The 23,517-nt window shown below is 34.3% G+C and carries 17 protein-coding genes; 13 read left to right on the top strand and 4 right to left on the bottom strand.

Annotated features, from left to right (window positions below; translation table 11 throughout):
• Window positions 1-30: 30 nt before the first annotated feature.
• Window positions 31-1,785: an aspartate--tRNA ligase gene (gene aspS / locus EG348_RS04195; protein WP_123980935.1), complete on the bottom strand. Its 1,755-nt coding sequence runs from the start codon at window positions 1,783-1,785 to the stop codon at window positions 31-33.
• A 138-nt stretch (window positions 1,786-1,923) separates the two neighbouring features.
• Window positions 1,924-2,361, bottom strand: a complete 438-nt coding sequence (locus tag EG348_RS04190; protein ID WP_123980933.1) for an ankyrin repeat domain-containing protein — start codon at window positions 2,359-2,361, stop codon at window positions 1,924-1,926.
• Between the two features lie 258 nt (window positions 2,362-2,619).
• Here EG348_RS04190 and EG348_RS04185 point away from each other — a divergent pair, with 258 nt between their 5' ends.
• Entirely contained in the window at window positions 2,620-4,014 is a 1,395-nt protein-coding gene (locus tag EG348_RS04185) for an MATE family efflux transporter (protein ID WP_123980931.1), read from the top strand.
• Window positions 4,015-4,178: 164 nt separating this feature from the next.
• Window positions 4,179-4,295, top strand: coding sequence for a 30S ribosomal protein THX (locus EG348_RS04180; protein ID WP_066754832.1), 117 nt, complete (start codon window positions 4,179-4,181; stop codon window positions 4,293-4,295).
• 73 nt (window positions 4,296-4,368) lie between these two features.
• Here EG348_RS04180 and EG348_RS04175 read toward each other — a convergent pair whose 3' ends face one another.
• On the bottom strand, window positions 4,369-5,031 hold the full coding sequence (locus tag EG348_RS04175; RefSeq protein WP_123980929.1) for a DUF937 domain-containing protein: 663 nt from the start codon (window positions 5,029-5,031) through the stop codon (window positions 4,369-4,371).
• A 153-nt stretch (window positions 5,032-5,184) separates the two neighbouring features.
• A complete protein-coding gene (locus EG348_RS04170) occupies window positions 5,185-5,694 on the bottom strand; it encodes a DUF2480 family protein (RefSeq protein ID WP_123980927.1) in 510 nt (169 codons plus the stop codon).
• 79 nt (window positions 5,695-5,773) lie between these two features.
• Between EG348_RS04170 and lpxB the strand changes: the two genes are divergently transcribed.
• The 11 genes from lpxB to EG348_RS04115 all read left to right on the top strand — a co-directional run bounded on the left by lpxB (window position 5,774) and on the right by EG348_RS04115 (window position 23,278).
• Window positions 5,774-6,877: a lipid-A-disaccharide synthase gene (gene lpxB / locus EG348_RS04165; protein ID WP_123980925.1), complete on the top strand. Its 1,104-nt coding sequence runs from the start codon at window positions 5,774-5,776 to the stop codon at window positions 6,875-6,877.
• Window positions 6,878-7,024: 147 nt separating this feature from the next.
• Complete coding sequence (locus EG348_RS04160; RefSeq protein WP_123980923.1) at window positions 7,025-8,794, top strand: ComEC/Rec2 family competence protein; 1,770 nt, start codon at window positions 7,025-7,027, stop codon at window positions 8,792-8,794.
• Between the two features lie 144 nt (window positions 8,795-8,938).
• Window positions 8,939-9,601, top strand: coding sequence for a succinate dehydrogenase cytochrome b subunit (locus EG348_RS04155; protein ID WP_066754841.1), 663 nt, complete (start codon window positions 8,939-8,941; stop codon window positions 9,599-9,601).
• Between the two features lie 15 nt (window positions 9,602-9,616).
• Window positions 9,617-11,629 (top strand): fumarate reductase/succinate dehydrogenase flavoprotein subunit, encoded by a 2,013-nt coding sequence (locus tag EG348_RS04150; protein ID WP_123980921.1) that lies wholly within the window; start codon window positions 9,617-9,619, stop codon window positions 11,627-11,629.
• A gap of 24 nt (window positions 11,630-11,653) precedes the next feature.
• Window positions 11,654-12,421, top strand: a complete 768-nt coding sequence (locus tag EG348_RS04145) for a succinate dehydrogenase/fumarate reductase iron-sulfur subunit (protein ID WP_123980919.1) — start codon at window positions 11,654-11,656, stop codon at window positions 12,419-12,421.
• 136 nt (window positions 12,422-12,557) lie between these two features.
• Window positions 12,558-14,096, top strand: coding sequence for a TlpA family protein disulfide reductase (locus EG348_RS04140; RefSeq protein ID WP_123980917.1), 1,539 nt, complete (start codon window positions 12,558-12,560; stop codon window positions 14,094-14,096).
• Between the two features lie 118 nt (window positions 14,097-14,214).
• Window positions 14,215-15,621, top strand: coding sequence for a 23S rRNA (uracil(1939)-C(5))-methyltransferase RlmD (rlmD, locus tag EG348_RS04135; RefSeq protein ID WP_123980915.1), 1,407 nt, complete (start codon window positions 14,215-14,217; stop codon window positions 15,619-15,621).
• Between the two features lie 31 nt (window positions 15,622-15,652).
• Window positions 15,653-16,180: a DUF6452 family protein gene (locus tag EG348_RS04130; protein WP_123980913.1), complete on the top strand. Its 528-nt coding sequence runs from the start codon at window positions 15,653-15,655 to the stop codon at window positions 16,178-16,180.
• Window positions 16,146-16,805, top strand: a complete 660-nt coding sequence (locus EG348_RS04125) for a DUF6048 family protein (RefSeq protein ID WP_123980911.1) — start codon at window positions 16,146-16,148, stop codon at window positions 16,803-16,805. Before EG348_RS04130 ends, EG348_RS04125 begins: the two co-directional genes overlap by 35 nt.
• 350 nt (window positions 16,806-17,155) lie before the next feature.
• Window positions 17,156-20,083 carry a reprolysin-like metallopeptidase gene (locus tag EG348_RS04120; RefSeq protein ID WP_123980909.1) on the top strand — a complete coding sequence of 976 codons (2,928 nt, stop codon included), beginning with the start codon at window positions 17,156-17,158 and terminating at the stop codon, window positions 20,081-20,083.
• A gap of 177 nt (window positions 20,084-20,260) precedes the next feature.
• Window positions 20,261-23,278, top strand: a complete 3,018-nt coding sequence (locus tag EG348_RS04115; protein ID WP_123980907.1) for a reprolysin-like metallopeptidase — start codon at window positions 20,261-20,263, stop codon at window positions 23,276-23,278.
• Window positions 23,279-23,517: the final 239 nt, after the last annotated feature.

Raw genomic sequence — 23,517 nt, 5'->3', positions numbered from 1 at the left:
AAAAGCGGAGAAAAAATCTCCGCTTTAAATTTATGCTTTTAAATTTAATTTCAATTCCAATTCATCGAGCTGTTCATCAGCAATTGAAGCAGGTGCATCGATCATCACATCACGCCCTGAATTATTTTTAGGGAAAGCGATATAATCTCTGATCACTTCATTTCCGTCAAGAATTGCTACCAAACGGTCAAACCCAAAGGCTAAACCACCGTGAGGCGGAGCTCCGTATTTGAAGGCGTTCATTAAGAATCCGAACTGAGCTTCTGCTTCTTCTTTTGAGAATCCTAATAAGTCAAACATTCTTGACTGTAAATCTTTATCAAAAATTCTGATAGAACCACCACCGATTTCGTTTCCGTTCAAAACCATATCGTATGCGTTTGCTCTTGCTTTTCCTGGATCAGTTTCTAATAGATGAATATCTTCCGGCTTTGGAGAGGTGAAAGGGTGATGCATTGCGTGGTAACGTCCGCTTTCTTCGTCAAATTCCAATAACGGGAAATCAACAACCCAAAGTGGTGCGAAAACATCTCCTTTTCTTAATCCCAAACGGTTTCCAAGCTCCATTCTCAACGCAGAAAGCTGAGTTCTTACTTTGTGCTCGTTTCCTGAAAGAATCAACATTAAATCTCCTTCTTTTGCTCCGAATTTCTCGATGATTTTCGCTAAATCTTCCTCGTTGTAGAATTTATTCACAGAAGAGGTTTTCACACCGTCATTCTGAAATTTAGCCCAAATCAATCCTGTCGCTCCAATTTGTGGACGTTTTACCCAATCAACAAGCTCATCGATTTGCTTTCTTGTGTAATCTGCGCAACCTTCAACATTGATTCCGACAACCAATTCTGCGTCGTCAAATATTTTGAAATCTTTTCCTTTTACTAATTCATTCAATTCCACGAACTCCATTCCGAAACGGATATCCGGTTTGTCGTTTCCGTATTTCTGCATCGCATCCGCAAAAGTCATTCTTGGGAAAGTTCCGAATTTCTGACCTGTAATATCTTTGATCAGCGTTTTGGTCATTCCTTCAAAAACATTCATCACGTCTTCCTGCTCTACAAAAGCCATTTCGCAGTCGATTTGTGTGAATTCCGGCTGTCTGTCGGCTCTTAAATCTTCGTCACGGAAACATTTTACGATTTGGAAATACTTATCCATTCCGCCAACCATCAACAATTGTTTGAAAGTCTGTGGTGATTGTGGTAATGCATAGAATTGCCCCGGATTCATTCTGCTCGGTACAACGAAGTCTCTCGCTCCTTCCGGAGTAGATTTGATTAAAACCGGAGTTTCAACCTCAATAAATCCTTCGTCTGAAAGATAATTTCTCACTTTCTGCGCCATTTTGTGACGGAAGATCAATTTATCTCTTACCGGTGCTCTTCTGATATCCAAGTAACGGTATTTCATTCTTAATTCTTCGCCACCGTCCGTTTCATCTTCAATGGTGAAAGGTGGAAGTTGAGATTCATTAAGAACTTCTAATTTTTCAACTAAAATTTCAATTTCTCCTGTTGGAATGTTGGGGTTTTTGCTTACTCTTTCGATAACTTTTCCTGTAACCTGAATTACAAATTCACGTCCCAGTTTTTTTGCATTTTCCATCAATTCCACTGAAGAACGGTCTTGATCGAAAACCAACTGAGTAATTCCGTAACGATCTCGAAGATCTATCCAAATCATAAATCCTTTATCACGAATGGTTTGTACCCATCCTGAAAGTGTAACTTCTTCATTAAGATTTTTCAGAGATAATTCTCCGTTTGTGTGCGATCGAAACATAATTATTTGTTTAAAGTTCAATGTTTAAGACCCAAAGTTTTGAGCCTTTAATTTTCGTTTGCAAAGATAAGATTTTTGCAGGTTTTAAAAACAAAAAAACTCCCTTTCGGAAGTTTTTACATTGTATTTTGAATATTTCTATTTTAAAATTTCTGTAAGAGCAGGCTTTTTGTATTCTACAGAATAATCTTTAGCCGTTTGTCCTTTGTCATTTTTCAAAGTCTTTGTTGCTCCTTTTTTCAGCAATGCTTTTGCAAGATCTGCTCTTCCGTATTTTGCAGCGATCATCAACGGTGTTTGATTATCACATGCTTTATTAACGTCTACATTATTGGATAGCAAATAATTAAAAACATTTTTTTTATCGTGTTTTACACTAAAAGAAAGCAGATTGTATGAAGTTTCTTTAGCTCCGAAACATTTGTTGTAATCTTCTTTTGCGAAGTTTTTTTTAAGTATTTCTATATTGTCTGTCTGAAAAGCAACTCTTTTTTCCTTTGAAATCTGCTGCGCAAATAATAGGTTGGCAAATATGGAGATTCCGAATACTAATAAAGTAGAGATTATTTTTTTCATGAAATTTTTATTTTTTATGAATATACAAAGCTAATTCATTTTTTGATAAAATTATTTATTATCATGACTTAAAACGTATGTTTTTTTCAAAATATATCTTTTAATGATATCGAGAGTAATGTTTTGATTAAAAATAATACATTAAATTTTAATTTGTTTAAAATGTTTCGAAGTCTGATGTAAGTTTTCGAAAAACTTTCCATATGCTAATTATTTATCATTTCTGAATCAATACTTTTGACGTAGATTTTTACAGCTATGACAAAGTATATAGATTTCATCAAAAAAGCATTCAGTAGCGAGAGTGTAGATTATATCAAAATCGGGATCAGGAGCGCGGTTCTTCTTTTGGCGATTCCGATGATGCTGGAAATGGCAATGGAATCCGTTTTTGCCTTAGTGGATCTTTATTTTGTAGGTCATCTTAAAGAAAGCGGGTTTGCAATACAAACGGTCGGGCTTACAGAATCTGTACTTTCAATCATGTATTCTATTGCAATCGGAATGAGTATGGCTGCAACGGCTTTGGTTGCAAGAAGAATTGGCGAAAAAAATCCTGAAAAAGCTTCTCAAAGTGCAGCGCAGGTAATTTTGGTTTCATTTTTCATTACTTTTATTTTAAGTTTAGTTGGAGTTATTTATGCAGAAGAAATTTTAATTCTAATGGGATCAAAACCTGAAGCAGCAGCTTACGGTAAAGATTTTACAAGAATTATGATGGGAAGCAGTGTGATCATCATGCTTTTATTTTTAATCAACGGAATTTTCCGAGGTGCGGGAAATGCTGCCATTGCGATGAAAAGTCTTTGGATCGCCAATATTGCCAATATTATTCTTTGTCCGGTTTTAATTAAAGGTTTCGGTCCTATTCCGGCGATGGGATTAACAGGTGCGGCTCTTGCAACAACGATCGGAAGAAGTATTGGAGTTATTTATCAATTATATCATCTTTTGGTTGCTGATACAGACATTCGGATAAAATTAAATTATTTTAAACCTGATTTCAAACTAATAAAATCAACGGTGAAAATTGCAACTCCGGGAATTTTTCAATTTGTCATTGCATCTTGTAGTTGGATTTTCTTAGCAAAATTGGTGGCAACGACCGGAGAAGAAAACGCATCAGCAGGTTACCAGACAGCACTTAGATTAATGATGTTTTTCATGCTTCCGGCTTGGGGATTGAGCAATGCCGCATCAACGTTGGTTGGTCAAAATATGGGAGCCAATGAAATGTTGAGGGCAGAACAATCTGTCATGAAAACTGTTAAATATAATGTTATTTTCATGCTCATTGTGAGTTTGCTTTTCTTTTTGTTGGGCGATTTTCTGGTAGGATTTTTCACGAAAGAAATAGAAATTAAAAATTATGCAACAAATGCTTTACACATTATGAGTGTGGGATTTGTTTTCTACGGAATTGGTATGGTGATGATCAATGCTTTTAATGGAGCCGGAGATACATGGACACCGACTTGGGTCAACTTTTTCGGGTTTTGGATGTTTCAGATTCCGTTGGCGTATTTTCTTTCAAAACATTTGGGAATGGGTCCGAAAGGTGTTTTTATTTCTATTCCAACAGCGGAAACTTTGATTACAATTGTTGCTTTTATTTTGTTTAAAAAAGGAAAATGGAAAACGGTGAAAGTTTGATGATATAAACTGGAAGTCAGATGCTGGAAGATGGAAGTTACAATTGGATATAAATTTCATTTTTCAACTTTTAAGTCAAACATTATAAAATTTTTAACAAGTTAATTGATTGACTTTTAAATGCGAATGCTTAAATTCGTACTAATCAACAAAATAATTCATCTATGGGAAAAGGAGACAAAAAATCAAGAAGAGGAAAAATCAATAACGGAAGTTATGGTAAAAGAAGACTTAGAAAGGCTTCAAAACAGATTACACCTTCAGAAGAAAAATCTAAATAATACTGATTTTTCTTAAAAATAAAAAAGACCAAAGATTTCTCTTCGGTCTTTTTTTGTATTCAAATTAAATTATTTATTTTCCAAAAATGCCGCCAAGGATATCTCCTAATCCGCCGCCGCCATCTTGTTGTTTTTGTTGGTTTCCACCACCTCCAAGAACGCCTCCTAAAATATCATTTAAAGGATTTCCTGAAGATTGAGATTGTCCGCCACCAAGAACACTTCCTAGAATATCATTCAATGGATTTGAACCTTGGGCTTGAGCCTGATTAGAAGCATTTCCTAAAATACCTCCCAAAAGATCTCCCAAACCTCCTGCTCCAACATTGCTCTGTTGTTTTTCTTTTCCGATATAACCCATGATAACAGGAGCTAACATGGCTAGGATAGGTCCGATTTTATCAATAGAAATTCCTGTGTTCTGTGATAATTGGTTCTCAACATTCTGCTTATCACCACCGAAAATGTGACTAAGAATTGAACCGCCTTCTGCCTGTCTGGCTTCCAGTTGTGAAGAATCATTAAGAATACTTCCGTCGTGGTCTTTATCTAAAGCATTATTCAATGCTTCCGCTTCTTTAGCATCTTGAGATTTGTTTCTAAGATACGAAATAACCAACGGCGCCGCTACAGCCAATAAAGCGATAATTTGGTTCTTGCTGATGCCAAATTTATTCTCAGCTTGCTGTGCAACTTCATTGCCCGTGTTACCTGTAAGTAGGTCGATTAAACTCATGTTTGTGTTTGTTTTATTATTAAGTAAACCAAAGTTATCAAAAAATATACCTCGATATTTTTTTTTAATCTAAAATTAATGTTAAAGTTTATGGATTTCTTTAAGTTGTTGATTTTTAGATTAAAAATTTACAATGATTTAGCTTAAAACTTTTTAATTTTTTAAAATAGGAACATTCGAGCAAGCTTCTCCAAACATCAAAGATTTTACCAATGGCTGTAACTGTTCTACCAATTCTATATAAGCATTTTCGGGTATTTCTTTATCAGAACAACCTTTCACCAAAACTCTTTTTCCTCTCATTTCTTCAAAGTCGTAAGTCTGAACTGCGTTGTGCATTAAGATAACTTCAAGATCTTCACGACTTCCAAAAACGATTTTTTTTGCTACACTTGTAAGTTTCGCAGTTAATACAAAATAAGCCCAAAGAGGAACGATCGCATCTGCTGAATTATAAATGTAAATATAAGTGTCCTCATATTCTTCTGTATTGATAGCTGCAACTTTTTCGCGGAAATCTTTTTCTTTCAGGATCATTTCCATGAAAAGAAAATCTTTAAGATCAATGCCTTTTCTAGTGCCTTTCGGAACAAGTGTGGCAAGATCAAAATTTATAAGACCGCTCTCTGCAACTTTATTTCTGATTTCAAATTCTTCTGACATTTTTATCATTATCTTTGAAACAAATTTACAAATTAAGATCTTACAAAGCCTTAATTTGTTCTCTATCCTTATTATAGAAATGAAATATTATATCATCGCAGGAGAGGCGTCCGGAGATTTGCACGGAAGTAATTTAATGAAGTCTTTAAAAAAGAAAGATCCCAACGCAGAATTTCGCTTTTGGGGAGGTGATTTGATGAAAGAGCAGGGCGGAACACTGGTGAAACATTATCGTGATCTTGCATTCATGGGCTTTTTGGAGGTTGCAATGAATCTGAGAACGATCCTGAATAATATTAAAATTTGTAAAGAAGATATTAAAGCTCATCAACCTGATGTTTTAATTTTGGTTGATTATCCGGGGTTTAATTTAAGGATTGCAAAATTTGCAAAAGAACTTGGAATTAAAGTTATCTATTATATTTCACCACAACTTTGGGCCTGGAAAGAGGGTAGAGTAGAGATTATCAAAAAATATGTTGATGAAATGATGGTGATTCTTCCTTTTGAGGAAGATTTTTATAAAAAACATGGAGTACATTCTCATTTTGTGGGACATCCGTTGTTGGATGCCATTTCGAGTTTAAAAGAAATCAGTATTGATAATTTCAAGAAAGAGCACGGTTTAAACGAAAAAGAAATTATTGCACTTTTACCCGGTTCCAGAAAACAGGAAGTTGAAAAAATGCTGGAAATCATGCTTTCTGTGCGACCTCATTTTAAAAACTATCAGTTCGTAATTGCCGGTGCACCGAGTCTTCCTAAAGATTTTTATCAGAAATATGTTGACGATAACGTTCATTTTGTTTCCAATAAAACGTATGATTTGTTAAGATGTTCAAAAGCAGCTTTGGTAACTTCCGGAACGGCAACTTTAGAAACGGCCTTGTTGAATGTTCCTGAAGTAGTTTGTTACCGTGGAAGTAAAATTTCTTATGCCATTGCCAAAAGATTGGTTAAAAATATAAAGTATATTTCTTTGGTTAATCTGATTATGGATAGGGAAGTGGTAAAAGAATTAATTCAAAACGATCTGAATACGAAAAGTCTTGTCGATGAATTAAATAGAATTTTAGGAGGCGAGAAAAGAACTCAGCTTTTAAAAGACTACGAGTTATTAAGAGAAAAACTTGGAGGAAGCGGAGCAAGTGATCACGCAGCAGATGTGATTTTAAAAGTTTAAAATATTGAATTATTCATATAAATCGTAGAAATTTTTTCTGCGATTTTTCTTTTATAAAACGAATGTTGACTCGTTTTGCAAATTCTCAAATATTGGCGTGTTATTTTTATTTCGAATAAATATTTTTGAGCAGCACAAATTTTTTGATTGAATAAACAACCACTTCTTATTCTGGTCATCTGTTTCGTTCTTGGAATTTTTTTTCAGGATCAAATTTCTTTGAGGGAAAACTTAATTTATTTAATAATCGGAGTTTGTTTACTCATTTTAATTTCTACATTTTTCAGATCTTATTTTTTATTTAAATTAAAACCTTATGCATTGGTTTTGATGTTCTTTGGAGTAGGGATTTCTCTTCATTTTTTCAATAGTTTTTCTCCTAATAAGAATGTTGATTCTCATAATGAAACTATCATTTTTAAAATTTCTAAAAAACTAAATTCCACAGAAAAATATAAAAAATATAAAGTTGTTCCTCAATCACAAAACGAGCATTTTAATTCTATTTTATTTATTCCAAAAATTAGTAAAGAGTTTGATTTTAACCATTATTACAAGGCTGATGTCTATGTAACACAGCCGAAATCTCCTCAATATAATTTTCAGTTTGATTACGCTAAATATTTATTGCGAAAAAATATTGACCGTCAATGTTATTTATCAGATGGATTGTCTTCTGCTGCTAGAAATGATTTAAGCTGGAATGAAAAAATTCTTCAAAAAAGACTCGAAGTTCTCCAAAATATTGATGAAGTTGAAATCTCACCACAAAGCCGGGAGTTTTTAAAGGGAATTATTTTAGCGGATAGAACAGAAATTGATTCAGAAACGGTACAGGATTTTAATAAATCCGGATTGGTACATTTTCTGGCAATTTCAGGAACGCATATTGTGGTAATTTTTGGATTATTCTACTTTTTATGTATGTATTTTCTTCCATTAAAATTGAGGAAATATGTAATTATTTCAAGTTTGATTTTTATCTGGCTATTTGCAGCTTTCATCGGATTTGGAAATTCCGTTTTGCGCTCCTGTATTATGTTGAGTGTATATTTTATTTATGTTTTGCTTCAACGAAAACCGGATTTATTGCATTCATTAGCGTTGTCGGCTTTTATTATTTTGATTTTAGATACTCAGCAGATTTTTGATGTAGGATTTCAATTGAGTTTCATTGCTGTTCTTGGTATTTTTTGGTTGAATCAGCCAATTTTAAAATATTTCCCCAAACAGGATAATTACGTGAAAAAAATACTTTTCAATACGATCTCAATTTCTGTTTCGGCGCAATTGGCAACGCTTCCTTTGGTGCTGTATTATTTCCATCAGTTTTCGTTTATTTCAATTCTAGCGAATTTTATTATTGTCCCTTTTTCTGAGGTTATTATTGTCTTTTCATTTTTAATGACAGCTTTGATTGCTTTTAAAATTGATTTTAATCTGATCAATATTGTATATGATTTTATCATTAAGATTTTGTTGAAAAGTATTCATTGGTTTGCTGATTTTGATTCATTATTTTTTGAAAATATTCCAATGAATTTGGTTGAGGTTTTTTCGCTTTTCATAATTGTTTATTTCTTGAGGTTTGCCATCTTAAAATTTAATTTTAAAAATTCATCAAGACTAATAATGGCAGTTTTTGCATTTTTAATTATTCGAATAAGTTATGATACAATTGAAGCTCAAAAAGAAGAAATTATGCTTCATGATTTTTATAAACATAAAGTGTTTTCTGTAAAAAAGGGAAATAGAACCTGTTTTTGGGTTGAAAATAATTCAAATATTGATAAGATTACCAAATATATCGTCAATCCATACAAATCTTCAAGGAGATTAGACTCTGTTGAAGTGAATTTTTTTCCAACTTTAACACAAAAGGTGGTGTACAAGGGTAAAGTTTACAATATAAATTAATTGATGCCTTTTTTCGTTTTTCCTTTATTTATAATACTTTATGGGCTTATTTAGAAAGATTACAAACTGACTAATAGTGAGATTTCTCACTTTTGAGTATAGTTAACATTTCTTAATTTTGTAGAAATTCAAATTTAAACTTATATGGCAGGTTTAACGAGTTCTACAATAGGTAGAAAATATGCTATGGCATTATCAGCTATGTTTTTGCTGATTTTTCTTATACTGCATTTAACGACAAACTTATTATCCGTTATCAATCGCGATGCTTTCAATACGGCGTCTGATTTCATGGGGTATAATCCTTTTGTTCAGTTCCTCATGCAACCTGTTCTGGGTTTTGCAGTTCTTTTCCATTTTATTCTGGGATTTGTATTAGAGGTTAAGAATAACAAAGCGCGTCCTATAAAATACGCTGCAAACAACGCTTCTGTGAATTCTTCATGGATGTCTAGAAATATGATTATTTCTGGTGCTGTTGTTCTGGCATTTTTAGGATTGCACTTATATGATTTCTGGTTACATGAAATTAATTACAAGTACGTTGAAGGATTAGCTCCTGATGCAGAACGTTTCTGGCCGGAATTGCACGAAAAGTTTGCTGATATCTGGAGAGTGGCAATCTATGTAATTGCTTTTGTTTTATTGGGATTACACTTAGCTCACGGTTTTCAGTCTTCTTTCCAATCAATTGGTGCAAGACATCCGAAATACACTCCGGTAATTAAAGCTTTAGGAAAATGGTATTCAATCCTTATTCCTGCAGGATTTATTTTTATTGCGATTTTTCATTTTATAACTCAATAATATCAATATACTAATATGAGTAAATTAGATTCAAGAATTCCAGCTGGTCCTCTAAAGGATAAATGGAAAAATCATAAAGACCATATGAACCTTGTTGCACCAAACAACAGAGATAAGATTGATATTATTGTTGTAGGTACTGGTTTGGCAGGAGGTTCTGCAGCTGCTACTTTGGCAGAGCAGGGATATAATGTGAAAGCATTTTGTTATCAGGATTCTCCAAGAAGAGCGCACTCGATTGCTGCTCAAGGGGGAATTAATGCTGCTAAAAATTATCAGGGTGATGGTGACTCTACTTATAGACTATTCTACGATACAATCAAAGGAGGTGACTATAGAGCAAGAGAAGCAAACGTATACAGATTAGCTGAAGTTTCTGCTAATATTATTGACCAGTGTGTTTCACAAGGTGTCCCTTTTGGAAGAGATTACGGCGGACAATTAGATAACCGTTCATTTGGTGGGGTTCAGGTTAAAAGAACTTTCTATGCAAAAGGACAAACTGGTCAGCAGTTATTGTTAGGTGCTTATTCTTCATTAAGCCGTCAGATCGGTAAGGGTAGAGTAAAAATGTATAACCGTCACGAAATGCTGGATCTAGTTATTGTTGACGGAAAAGCAAGAGGTATTATCGCAAGAAACCTTGTAACAGGTGAAGTTGAAAGACATTCTGCTCACGCTGTAGTTATTGCATCAGGAGGATACGGAAACGTATATTTCCTTTCTACGAATGCAATGGGTTCAAATGTTTCTGCAGCTTGGAAAATCCACAAAAAAGGAGCGTATTTTGCAAACCCTTGTTATGTACAGATTCACCCGACTTGTATTCCTGTTCACGGAACACAGCAGTCTAAACTGACTTTGATGTCTGAATCATTAAGAAACTCAGGAAGAATCTGGGTTCCTAAGAAAATTGAAGATTCAGTAGCAATTAGAGAAGGTAAATTAAGACCTGAAAATATTAAAGAAGAAGATAGAGATTACTATTTAGAAAGAAGATATCCTGCATTCGGAAACTTAGTTCCTCGTGACGTTGCATCTAGAGCTGGTAAAGAAAGATGTGATGCCGGTTTCGGAATCGAAAATAACGAAACTAAAGAAGGTGTTTACTTAGATTTCTCTACAGAAATTATCAAAAAAGGTAAAGAATCAGCTATCGAAAAGCATATTCACAATCCTACAGATCAACAAATATACGACCTAGGAAAAGCTTGGATTGAAGAGAAATACGGAAACTTATTCGTAATGTATGAAAAAATTACTGCGGATGATCCTTACAAAACTCCAATGAAAATTTATCCTGCCGTTCACTACACAATGGGTGGTGTTTGGGTTGATTATAACCTTCAGTCTACCATTCCTGGATGTTTCGTAATTGGTGAAGCCAACTTCTCAGACCATGGAGCAAACAGACTTGGGGCTTCTGCATTGATGCAAGGTTTGGCAGATGGATATTTTGTACTTCCTTATACGATCGCAGATTATCTTTCTGCAGATATCAGAACAGGGGCTATCCCTACAAATTCTGCAGCGTTTGACGAAGCTGAAAAAGAAATTAAAGACAAAGTAAACTTCTTTATAAATAATAAAGGAACTCATTCTGTAGACCACTTCCATAAGCGACTAGGACACATCATGTGGAATAAAGTTGGAATGGGAAGAACTCCTGAAGGTTTAAGAGAAGCGATCGCAGAAATCGATGAAGTGAAAAAAGATTTCTGGAAAAATGTAAAAGTTCCTGGAGACGCAGAAGGTATGAACACTGAGCTTGAAAAAGCATTTAGAGTAGCAGACTTTATTGAACTTGGCCAATTAATGGCTATTGATGCATTACACAGAAACGAATCTTGTGGTGGACATTTCAGAGAGGATCATGCGACTCCGGAAGGTGAGGCAGAAAGAGATGACGTCAACTTTAAATATGTAGGAGCTTGGGAATATCAAGGTGATGATATCAAGCAGGAAGTTCTGCACAAAGAAGATCTTATCTATGACAACATCGAAGTTAAAGCGAGAAGTTACAAATAATCTCCAACCTATAAATATAAAATTATGAGTGCAAAAAAAGGCCTTCATCTTACGCTGAAAATTTGGAGACAAAAAAATAGTAAAACTAAAGGTCAATTTGAGACCTATAAAATATCGGATGTTTCTACAGATTCTTCATTCTTAGAAATGTTGGACATCCTTAATGAGAATATTATTAACGAGGGAAAAGAACCTATCGCTTTCGATCACGACTGTCGTGAAGGAATCTGCGGTATGTGTTCTCTTTACATTAATGGTAGAGCTCACGGTCCGGATACGGGTATCACGACTTGTCAGTTGCACATGAGAATGTTCAAAGACGGTGAAACTATCGTTATCGAGCCTTGGAGAAGTGCTGCTTTCCCAGTTATTAAAGATTTAATGGTAGACAGAAGTGCATTCGACAGAGTAATGGCTGCGGGTGGTTTCATTTCTGTGAATACCTCAGGAAATACATTAGATGCTAATGCTATTCCGGTTCCTAAAGAAGATGCAGACAAAGCAATGGATGCTGCGGCTTGTATCGGATGTGGAGCTTGTGTGGCTACTTGTAAAAACGGATCTGCAATGTTATTTGTTGGAGCTAAAGTTTCTCAGTTTGCTTTATTACCGCAAGGTAGAGTTGAAGCTAAACGTAGAGTTCTTAACATGGTTCAGGCAATGGATGACGAAGGATTCGGTAACTGTTCAAACACCGGAGCGTGTGAAGTAGAGTGTCCTAAAGGAATTTCTCTTGAAAACATCGCTAGAATGAACAGAGAATATATGGCTGCTCTGGTAGACCAAGGATAGAATTGATTTAAATACATAAAAAAGATCGTCTCCTTAGTGGTAGACGATCTTTTTAGTTAAATCTTTCATAAAAAATGCTTTAAAATTGTATTAAGTATATTGAAAAACTTATTTTTGTTAAATTATAAAATTCAAAATGAAAAAATATCTTTTATTGTTTATCATCGCAGTGTTTGTGATGTCTTGCTCTAAAAAAGTTGAAGTAAAAGGAAAAATCACTGGGGGATCTCCATTAGAAAGAATAGAATTTATCGAAGCTTCTGGGGTTGCTACATTACCGTTGGCAAACATCGGATTAAAGAACGATGGTACTTTCGAAGGAAATTTTGAAGCTCCTAAGAGTGGAATGTACGTGATTTCTTATGGTGGTAAGCAGAATTTAGTTTATCTAAAAGCTGGTCAGGCTCTCAATATCTCTGGAAACGGACAGACTTTCCCTTCAGAATATGTAATCACTGGTGATGCTAAAAAGAATAACGATTTCTTTACTGCAGCTCAAAAATACCTTACTAATTACGCTCAGACTGTAAACATGAACGAGCTAATGACGAAAGATGAACCAACTTTCATCAAAGGAATTCAAAAAGTAGAAGCTGATATTAACAAAAATATCGAAGAAAACGTTAAAAAATTCAATCCGGATAACGAAGTTGTTCAATGGAAAAAGAATGATATCGCAAGTACATTGCTTTCTATTATGACTCAATATGATATGAGCCACAAGCAAATGGGTAATCCTTCTTTTAAAGTAACTAAAGCTTTCACGGATTATGAAAATAAGCTGCAAGCTAATAAGGATGAAATGGTAAAAGATAACCCTGCTTACAGAAGCTACCTTTTATCTAAAATGAGTCCTGATTTCCAAAAGTATGCAGAAGCAAAAAGCAAAGGAAAAACTGACGTTACAACTTCGGAATTATTCAACCAATTTTTGAAAGATAAAAAAGATGTTTCACAAATTACTAAAGATTATCTTTTAGCATTTGTAATGGCTCAGTCTGACATTCACCCGAATACTCCTGAGAAAACATCTGATAAAATCAAAAAAATCATTGACGAAGATATCAAAGATGCTACAATTAAAGCAGATCTGAAGAAAATTCAATTTGCGATCAATGGATTCAAAATTGGTGAAGTTGCTCCTGAAGGTGCATTGGTAAAACAAGACGGTAAAGCTTACAAGCTTTCTGAAAATAAAGGAAAACCTTACATGTTAGCATTCTATGCTTCTTGGAATCCGTACATCGGAGAAGCTACAGTTCCTGTATTGAAAGAGGTTGCCAACTTCTACAAATCTAAAATGAATTTCGTATTCGTTAACGTAGATGATACTAAAGATCAGTTTGTAAAAACAAGCAACTCTTTATTAAAAGGAATTACAGGAGTAAATGTTTATGCTGACGGAGGATTAAATTCTGATATTGCTAAAAAATATGGTGTGTACGGATTCAAGTTACCTTGCTTCATCATCATCGATAAAGACGGGAAAATTGCTAGTAAGCCATTCTTCAATCTTGGTGATCCGGAATTGGTAACTGTTTTAGATAAGCAAACAGGACTTTCAGCTCCGAAAGTAGATCCAAACGTACAATTGCAACCAGGTATGGGGGTAAATCCTTCTACTCAACAGCAGGCTCCACAACGAGCAAATCCGCAGCCGGTTCCTACAAAATAATAAAACTTTAACATAGATAAAAACCTTGTCCCTCGGATAAGGTTTTTTTTATTGTATTTTTGCAAATTGAAACCGAAAGGTTTCATTCCATTATATTAGAAAAAATAGAAAATAGGGAATGAGAAAGAAGAAAGATATTATTCTTGAAAATATTAAATTATTTGGGGCAGGAGCCAAAGGTATCGCAATAGGGAAAACGGAAGAAGGAAAGACTGTATTGGTTTCTGGAGGTGTTCCGGGAGATACTGTTAATGCAAGAGTTAAGAAATCGAAATCTAAATATTATGAAGCTGAAACTGTTCAGGTGGTAGAAAAATCTCCATTTAGAGTAGACGCTAAGTGTATCCATTTCGGTACTTGTGGAGGCTGCAAATGGCAGAATATGAGCTATGCAAAACAGCTTGATTTTAAACAGGAAGAAGTATACAATAATATAAAAAGAATTGGAGGAATTGATGATTTCGAAACCGTTCCGATTTTAGGTGCTGAAGAACAATATTTCTACAGAAATAAAATGGAGTTTTCTTTTTCTAATGCAAAATGGCTTACTCAATATGAGATAAGTTCTGAAGAAAACTTCGGTAACAGAGATGCTCTTGGTTTCCATATTCCGGGAATGTGGAGCAAGATTTTAGATCTTAAAGAATGTTTCCTTCAGGAAGATCCTTCAAATGCGATCCGTTTGGCAGTGAAAAATTTCAGTGTTGAAAATGGTCTGGACTTCTTTGATGTCAGAAATCAGGAAGGGTTTTTAAGAACCTTAATGATGAGACAAAACTCTAAAGGTGAATGGATGGTTTTGTTCCAGCTTTATAGAGAAGAGAAAGCGAACAGAGAAAAACTTTTCCAGTATTTATTAGAGAAATTCCCGCAGATCAAAACGTTGGTGTATGCCATTAATCCAAAACAAAATGATTCTATTTACGATCTAAATGTAAATGTTTATTTTGGAGACGGATTTTTAATGGAAGAAATGGATGGTTTGAAGTTCAAAATAGGACCAAAATCATTCTTTCAAACCAATTATAAACAAGCTTTAGAGCTTTACAGAAAAACGTTGGAGTTTGCTGATTTAAAAGGTGATGAAGTTGTTTATGATTTATACACAGGAACAGGAACAATTGCTCAATATGTTGCCAGAAATGCAAAACACGTAATCGGAATTGAATCTGTTCAAGAGGCAATTGATGCTGCCATCGAACACGCTGAATTAAATGGTCTTACGAATACAACATTCTATTGTGGAGATATGAAAAATGTCTTCAACGATGAATTCTTGGAAAATCATCCAAAAGCAGATGTATTAATTACCGATCCGCCTAGAGATGGGATGCACCAAAAAGTGGTTGAGCAGATCCTGAAACTGGCTCCGGAAAAAATAGTCTATGTAAGCTGTAATTCTGCAACTCAGGCTAGAGATTTAGCCTTAATGAAAGAACATTACACTTTAGTTAAAATTTTACCGGTAGATATGTTCCCGCAAACACACCATGTGGAGAATATTGCTTTGTTGATTAAAAAATAATTTATTTACATTTGAAGATCAAAATATTAATATGAAACGTCAGTTCCATCTGACCAAATTAAAAAATATAAACGTACAGATGAAATATTTTAAATTTCTCATACTTACCTGTTTTTTAGGCATGCTTTTCTCGTGTGGAGGCGATGACGATATCTGTGAAAGCGGCGAAGGTACTCCAAGGATGAAAATTGCTTTTAAAAGTGCAGAATCTGGCAAAGAAACGACAATAGATTCATTATATGTAGCAGTAGATTATGGTACGGGAACTATTGTAGAATTAGGTAAAACGGCAAATAATACATCCAGATTGATCCCTTTGCGTGTTGACGATGCCCCTTACACGGATCTTTATTTCAAAACCAGAATTAATGGTCCGGAATCAAAGGTAAGAGTAAACTATACTACGAAATCTACCTATGTTTCTCCCGGATGTGGTATTAAAAAGACTTATGAAAATTTAACTTCAGAAGTAGTAACATCTAATGTTGTTAAAAAAGTAGAATTAGGACAAAATCAAATTGAGAATGAAGACAAAACTAATCTTTTCCTTCTTTTTTAGTATACTAAGTTTGTTGAGCTTTGCTCAGGAAAATAAAGAAGTAAAAAAAGAAAAATGGAAATATAAACCCAATTTTATGGTTGGTTTTGATATCCTTAATGCAGGAAGTTCTTTCTTCTCAGACAGAAAAATGTATCAGGGATTTATATCATCTAAAATTAAAGACGATCTTCACGCTGTTATTGATGCCGGTTTTGATTCTAATATATATCAGAAAAACGGATATGATGTAAAAGCAAATGGTCCGTTTCTGAAGCTAGGTGTATTTTATATGCTTGCAAAAGATGCAGAAAACGAGTTCAATGGATTTTATGCTGGAGGTAAGGCTGCAGGATCATTTTACACCCAGGAATATATGGCAATTCCGGTTCGTGGATTTGGTGGAAGTACCGCTTCAGTGGCTTTTCCGTCTTCTACACAATCCTCATATTGGCTAGAGGGGATGATTGGAGGAAGAGTACAGTTATTTGAATCTAATTTTTATATAGATGTAAATCTTCAGCCAAAATATATGATATTTACAACAAAGCAGGACGAAATTCAGCCAATGATAGTTCCTGGATTTGGAAAAAGCTCATCTAAATTTGCTATGGGATTCGCTTGGAATATTGCTTATAAATTTTAAAAATAGTAAAGAAGACGACATTTAAAGAGTAATAATTCTTTTTGTTTAATCTCTTTATAGTGAAAAAAATACATATTAAATTATGTATTTTTTTTTGTTTCTATACTTTTTGTAATGTAGATATTAAAATAGATAAATGAATAAGAAAATATGCTTTTAATTATTCGTTTGTACGATGTTTAAATTGAAATAATACTATAATTAAATTTGTTAAATTTAATTTAAACACGTTAAATAGTTTTAGGTCGTATTGTATTAATTATATATTTATTTGTATTGTAAAATATTAACAGGTATGAATTATTTAAAAAAATGTTTAGTTTTATAAACATTATAAACAATAATATTTTATGAGCAAAAAAATTATTACTGCCTTATTGTGTAGTGTAATGGCTAGTTCTGCGTTAGCACAATGGACTCCAACTACATTTGAAAGAAAATCTACAGAAAAACATTCTGTAATTAAAAATTATTACAAGCTTGATCTTAATAAAATTAGAACCCAGCTTAACAATGCCCAAGAAACTAGCAGGAATGCTAAACCTGTAGAAATTTCTTTACCAACACTAGATGGGATTGAAAAATTTGCAGTTTATAGCTTCCCTGTGGTTACCAAAGAATTAGCTGATCAATATCAATTAGGATCATATGTGGGAGTAGGAATTGATGATCCTTCTAAATATGTGAGATTTTCTGTGGCTCCTAATGATTTCCAATCAATGATTATCAAAGATGGAAAATATGAATTTATAGAACCGCAAAATGCAGACAAAACAGTGTATGGGGTTCATCCCAAAACTGATAAAACTAATGAAGGCTTTTTATGTTCTACAAATGAGAATAAACTTTCAAAGCAGGAGATAGCAGATCTTTATGAAAAAGGAAAATCATTTACCAACCAACCGACTGATTTTTCTAAAAGCTCTGATAAAAAGTACAGAACAATGCGTTTAGCAATGTCTGTTACAGGTGAATATACGCAGTTTTTTGGTGGAACGGTTGCAGGAGCACTAACGGCTATTAATGCAACAATGACCAGAGTAAATGGTGTTTTTGAAAAGGATTTTGCATTACATTTAAATGTACAGGATTATCCTGGTATTATTTATACCAATGCTTCTACAGATCCTTATTCACCTTCATCACAATTAGGTAATTGGAATCTTGAATTACAAAATACTTTAACAACAAATGTAGGAGATGCCAACTATGATATCGGGCATTTGTTTGGTGCTTCAGGAGGCGGAGGTAATGCAGGCTGTATTGGTTGTGTATGTATAGCCCCTTCAACAGCTGAACCTGAAGGTAAAGGATCAGGAATTACTTCTCCTGCTAGTGGTGGTGGACCGCAAGGGGATAATTTTGATATAGACTATGTAGCGCATGAAATGGGTCACCAGCTAGGTGCAAACCATACATTCTCTCATGCTCTTGAAGGAACTGGTGTAAATCAAGAGCCAGCATCAGGTTCTACAATTATGGGGTATGCAGGTATTGTTAACTCTGGAAGTCCAATTAATAATGTGCAGCCTCATTCTGATGCTTATTTTCATATTGCAAGTATTAAGCAGGTTCAGACTAATTTAATTAGTAAGAATTGTGATGTAGAAACGACAACTACAAATAATGCTCCTGTAATTGCAGCTTTACCAACTTATAATATTCCTAAAGGAACTGCTTTTGTATTAACAGCTTCAGCAACGGATGCTGAAAATGATCCAATGACATATACTTGGGAAGAAGTGGATAATGCAAGTGTAGCTACAAATGCAAATAACTTAGGTACTACGACTAGTGGCCCATCATTCAGATCACTTAGTCCTACAGCGAATCCTACAAGATATTTCCCTTTGTTGTCATCAGTAATGAATGGAATTCTTAATAATAGTGGAAATACTTGGGAGTCGGTTTCAATGGTTCCGAGAACAACTAAATTCGCGGTAACTGTAAGAGATAATAGCCCCTCTGCTAATCAGCAACAAACTCAATCTGCTGAACAAACTATTGTTGTAGGTAATGATGGACCATTTAAAATAAATACAAATCAAGTTTATCATAATGTATCAGATGCGGTTTTATGGGATGTAGCTAATACAGCATCAACTCCTTATAATGTTACGAATGTAAAAATTGACTATACAGCTGATAATGGTACAAATTGGACGGTATTATCTGATTCTACTCCTAATGACGGAACAGAAAATTTCATGTTTCCTGTAGCATTAAACGGACAAAACATAAAGTTAAGGATCTCATCAATAGGAAATGTATTTTATGCTATAAAACAAGTACAGGTAGTATCTGCTTCCAATTGTGACGGGAATGCTCCAGCCGGTACAACTGTTAGTAATATAACAACTTCGTCTGCGGCAGTAAATTGGAATATTGTTGTTGGCGCAACATATCAAATTAGATATAAAAAATCAACAGATACAACTTGGCAACAAACAACTTCCACAACAAATAGCGTATCTCTGAATGGCTTAGAGGAAGAAACAAAATATGATGTACAAGTGGCGGCAGTTTGTTCTGGAGTTCCGGGAACATTTAGCACAACAGTTCAGTTTACAACTTTATCTTCTATTGTTTACTGTGCTCTAACTTCTTCGGACTCGAATGATGAGTATATTTCAAATGTAACATTAGCAAATTTAAATAATACTTCTGGAGCCGGGACTTATACTAATTATGGAACAGATCCTTCTAAAACAGTGAATCTGGTAAAAGGATCAACAAATAATACAGTATCAGTTACTAAAACATGGACTGCGGATCTGTATGATGAAGCAGTAAGAGTTTGGATAGACTTTAACAGAAATGGAATATTTGAAACAAGTGAAATGGTTATGGATTCTGCTCCAAGTCAAATTACCCCAGTATCAAATACTTTTACAGTTCCTACTACAGCAATATTAAATAAAAATTTAAAAATGAGAGTGGCTCTCCGCTATAATTTAGTTCCATCAGCATGTACATCATACACATATGGTGAAGTTGAGGATTATAATGTAGTCGTTACAGATGTTTTAGGAACAAATGATATTGCTAATCCTAAAGATGATATTCAAATATATCCTAACCCTGTAAGTGATATTTTAAATATTACTAAAGTTTCGGAGAAGGCTACATATAAAATTTATAGTGCGACAGGTCAACTTGTACAAAGTGGGAATATTAATGATAAAAAAATTAATGTGAGTTCTTTAATAAAAGGTGCTTATGTTATAGCAATAGAAGATAAAAATATTTCTAAAAATAATAAGTTCATAAAGAAGTAGTAAAATACTTAAAAATATAGTTTTTAGTGTGTAAAACAGACTCCAGCAATGCTTGGAGTTTGTTTTTTTTATAAGTACCTGAGATATTTATTTGTGTTTTTATTGTATTATTGTTTTATTTTTAAGAATAATATGTCTAAAATAGTTATATTTGGCGGAAAATATAATTAAAAATTTATGAAAAAACTACTTACTATTTTATTTTGTAGTTTGGTTGGTGGCTCTGCAGTTGCGCAGTGGACGCCGACTACTGCTAAGGTAGATGTGAAAAAACGAGCAGGAGATATGAGGGCTGTCACTGTAGCGTCATATTTCAAATTGGACATAAACCAATTGAGATCGCAATTGAAAGATGCTCAGGAATCTGGGCCTAATGCAAAGTCTGTAGAAATTTCTATACCAACTTTAAATGGTAAAATTGAAAAATTTGCAGTATATAGCTCTCCGGTTGTTGTAAAATCTCTTGCAGACAAATACCAACTAGGATCTTATGTTGGTGTTGGAGTTGAAGATCCGACAAAATACCTAAGATTCTCTTTATCAGGTAATGATTTCCAATCTATGGTAATAAATGATGGAAATTATGAATTTATTGAGCCGCAAAATGCAGATAAAACCGTATATGCTGTTCACCCTAAAACTAATAAAACAGAAGGAACAGGAAAGGGTTTCTTCTGTAGTACTTCAGAAAACCCTGCTGAGGTAGCTCAGATTAATCAGATGTTGGAGCAAGGTAAATCATTTGCAAATCAACCGACTGATTTCTCAAAAATGTCTGATAAAAAATTCAGAACAATGAGATTGGTAATGTCTGTTACTGGTGAGTATACTCAGAAGTTTGGAGGTACTGTTGCTGGTGCTTTGACGCAGATTAATGCGACAATGACAAGAGTAAACGGTGTTTTCGAAAAAGATTTCGCTTTACGTCTTATTTTACAGGATTTTCCAAATGTAATTTATACGAATGCTTCAACAGATCCATATTCAATCCCTTCAGTTGGTACAGCTTCAGCTAATGCAAGTAATGCTAATGGTTGGAATGTTCAGCTTCAGCAAACATTGAGTGTGAATGTTGGAAGTGCTAACTATGATATCGGACACCTTTTAGGTGATTCTGGTGGTGGTGGAAATGCAGGATGTATAGGATGTGTTTGTATAGATCCTACAGGAACGCCTGCAACTTCTTTATCTAAACAAAAAGGTTCTGGATTTACTTCTCCTGGAGATGGGATTCCTCAAGGTGATAATTTTGATATTGACTATGTAGCTCACGAAATGGGTCACCAGTTAGGAGGTAACCACACATTCTCTCACGGTCTTGAAGGAACTGGTGTAAATGTTGAGCCAGGTTCTGGATCTACAATTATGGGATATGCTGGTATTACAGGTACTACTACTGATGTTCAGGCGCATTCTGATGCTTATTTTCATAAAGCAAGTATTAGCCAGATTCAAGCTAACTTGATCAGCAAAACTTGTGATATAGAAACTTCTATCTCAAACAATGCACCGGTAATTACTCCTTTAACTGCTTATAGCATTCCTAAAGGAACAGCATTCGTATTAACGGCGGCGGCTACTGATGCAGAGAACAACCCAATGACTTATACATGGGAGGAGGTTGATAATGCAAGTGTTACGATTAACAAAACTAATTTAGGAACTACTACTACTGGAGCTTCATTTAGATCGTTTACACCTACTGCAAGTCCAACAAGATATTTCCCTAAATTATCTTCTGTATTAGCAGGAGTTCTGGATAACTCAAATAACGGATGGGAGTCTGTTTCTATGGTTGCCAGAAGTAGTAAATTTGCGGTAACGGTAAGAGATAATAATCCTGATCCTGCTCAACAACAATCTCAGTTTGCTGAGCAAAATATTACCGTAGGTAATGATGGACCATTTAAAGTTAATACTCAATATGCTAACGTAAACGTTGCAACTCCAATTGAGTGGGACGTAGCAAATACTACAGCAGCACCTTACAATGTTGCTAATGTTAAAATTGACTATACAACAGATAATGGAACAACTTGGACTGTACTTTCTGCTTCAACAGCTAATGATGGAACAGAAAATTTCACTTTCCCTACTTCATTGAACGGACAAGTAATCAAGCTTAGAGTTTCTTCAATCGGAAACGTATTCTATGCTGTGAAATCAATTAATGTTGCAGCTTTTGCACCATGTGATGGTACTGCTCCTACAGGAATAGTTACAAGTAATGTTACGGATAGTGGAGCTACTATCAATTGGACACCGGTTTCAAATGCTACGTACATTATCCGTTACAGAAAAGTAGGACAAACTACTTGGCAACAAACAACATCTACTTCGCCTACTGTAACATTAACAGGGTTAACGGATGGAACAGCTTATGAAGTTCAGGTAGCTGCGGTTTGTTCAGGAACTCCTGGAGCTTATTCTGCTTCACTTAACTTTACAACTGCAGCAATAAGTTATTGTACAGCAGCAAGTACTAGTGGACAGTTTAATTATATTTCTAATGTAACATTGGCTACGGTAGCGAACCCAACGGGTGGAACTACATATTCAAACTTTACTGCTAATGCAACATTGCAACCTATTTTGTTAACGAACAGTACAAACAGTATCACAGTTTCTCTTACAACAACTGTTGCAGGTGCTTCAGTTAATGGTATGGCAGCTTGGATAGATTATAATAAGAATGGAACTTTCGATGCTAATGAAAGAGTTCTAAATTTACCTGTAACTGCTTTACCTATTGGAGCTACACCTACAACGGGATCATTTACGGTTCCATCAACAGCGGTAACAAACACTCCATTAAGAATGAGAATAGTTACTGTGTTAATTAACCCAACAGCTGTAGGGGCAACAATTCCTGATTCTTTTGCATGTGGATCTTTCCCTAATGGAGAAGTTGAAGATTATAATGTAGTAATAACAGGTAATCTTGCTACTTCTGAAACTGGTGTTAAAAATGACGGTATTCAAATTTACCCTAACCCGGTAAGTGATATCTTAAACGTAACTAAAGTTTCTGATAAAGCTACTTTCAAAATTTACAGCGTTGCTGGTCAATTAGTAAATAGCGGAAATATTAACTCAGGAAAAATCAACGTTTCTGAATTAGTAAAAGGTGGATATGTAATTACAATTGAAGAAAAAGGAAAAGATTTATTCAAATCCAAATTCATTAAAAAGTAATAGAACTTTCATAACAATAATAAATCCTCAGGTTTTGCCTGAGGATTTTTTTATTATTAAAATAGAAGTTGTGATATCGTGAGGTTTTCGTAAAAAAAAATATTTCAATTGATAAATTAATAACAAAAAATCATTAGATTTGTTTAATTAATATAATATAAAGAACATATGAAGAAAACCTTTACTTTTTTAATTCTTTCTTTGACTCTGATAAATATAGGTTTTGCAACGCAACCCTA

Source organism: Chryseobacterium sp. G0201 (assembly GCF_003815655.1).
GTDB lineage: Bacteria > Bacteroidota > Bacteroidia > Flavobacteriales > Weeksellaceae > Chryseobacterium.
Note: the sequence above shows the minus strand (reverse complement) of the source record. Positions and strands in the feature narration are given on the sequence as shown.

Bases quoted from the DNA above. Each gene is read 5' to 3' on its own strand.
- EG348_RS04155 (WP_066754841.1), top strand. From the start codon at position 8,939: ATGGCAGGTTTAACGAGTTCTACAATAGGTAGAAAATATGCTATGGCA.
- lpxB (WP_123980925.1), top strand. From the start codon at position 5,774: ATGAAATATTATATCATCGCAGGAGAGGCGTCCGGAGATTTGCACGGA.
- rlmD (WP_123980915.1), top strand. From the start codon at position 14,215: ATGAGAAAGAAGAAAGATATTATTCTTGAAAATATTAAATTATTTGGG.
- EG348_RS04175 (WP_123980929.1), bottom strand. From the start codon at position 5,031: ATGAGTTTAATCGACCTACTTACAGGTAACACGGGCAATGAAGTTGCA.
- aspS (WP_123980935.1), bottom strand. From the start codon at position 1,785: ATGTTTCGATCGCACACAAACGGAGAATTATCTCTGAAAAATCTTAAT.
- EG348_RS04140 (WP_123980917.1), top strand. From the start codon at position 12,558: ATGAAAAAATATCTTTTATTGTTTATCATCGCAGTGTTTGTGATGTCT.
- EG348_RS04120 (WP_123980909.1), top strand. From the start codon at position 17,156: ATGAGCAAAAAAATTATTACTGCCTTATTGTGTAGTGTAATGGCTAGT.
- EG348_RS04170 (WP_123980927.1), bottom strand. From the start codon at position 5,694: ATGTCAGAAGAATTTGAAATCAGAAATAAAGTTGCAGAGAGCGGTCTT.
- EG348_RS04125 (WP_123980911.1), top strand. From the start codon at position 16,146: ATGAAGACAAAACTAATCTTTTCCTTCTTTTTTAGTATACTAAGTTTG.
- EG348_RS04150 (WP_123980921.1), top strand. From the start codon at position 9,617: ATGAGTAAATTAGATTCAAGAATTCCAGCTGGTCCTCTAAAGGATAAA.
- EG348_RS04190 (WP_123980933.1), bottom strand. From the start codon at position 2,361: ATGAAAAAAATAATCTCTACTTTATTAGTATTCGGAATCTCCATATTT.
- EG348_RS04115 (WP_123980907.1), top strand. From the start codon at position 20,261: ATGAAAAAACTACTTACTATTTTATTTTGTAGTTTGGTTGGTGGCTCT.
- EG348_RS04185 (WP_123980931.1), top strand. From the start codon at position 2,620: ATGACAAAGTATATAGATTTCATCAAAAAAGCATTCAGTAGCGAGAGT.
- EG348_RS04180 (WP_066754832.1), top strand. From the start codon at position 4,179: ATGGGAAAAGGAGACAAAAAATCAAGAAGAGGAAAAATCAATAACGGA.
- EG348_RS04145 (WP_123980919.1), top strand. From the start codon at position 11,654: ATGAGTGCAAAAAAAGGCCTTCATCTTACGCTGAAAATTTGGAGACAA.
- EG348_RS04130 (WP_123980913.1), top strand. From the start codon at position 15,653: ATGAAACGTCAGTTCCATCTGACCAAATTAAAAAATATAAACGTACAG.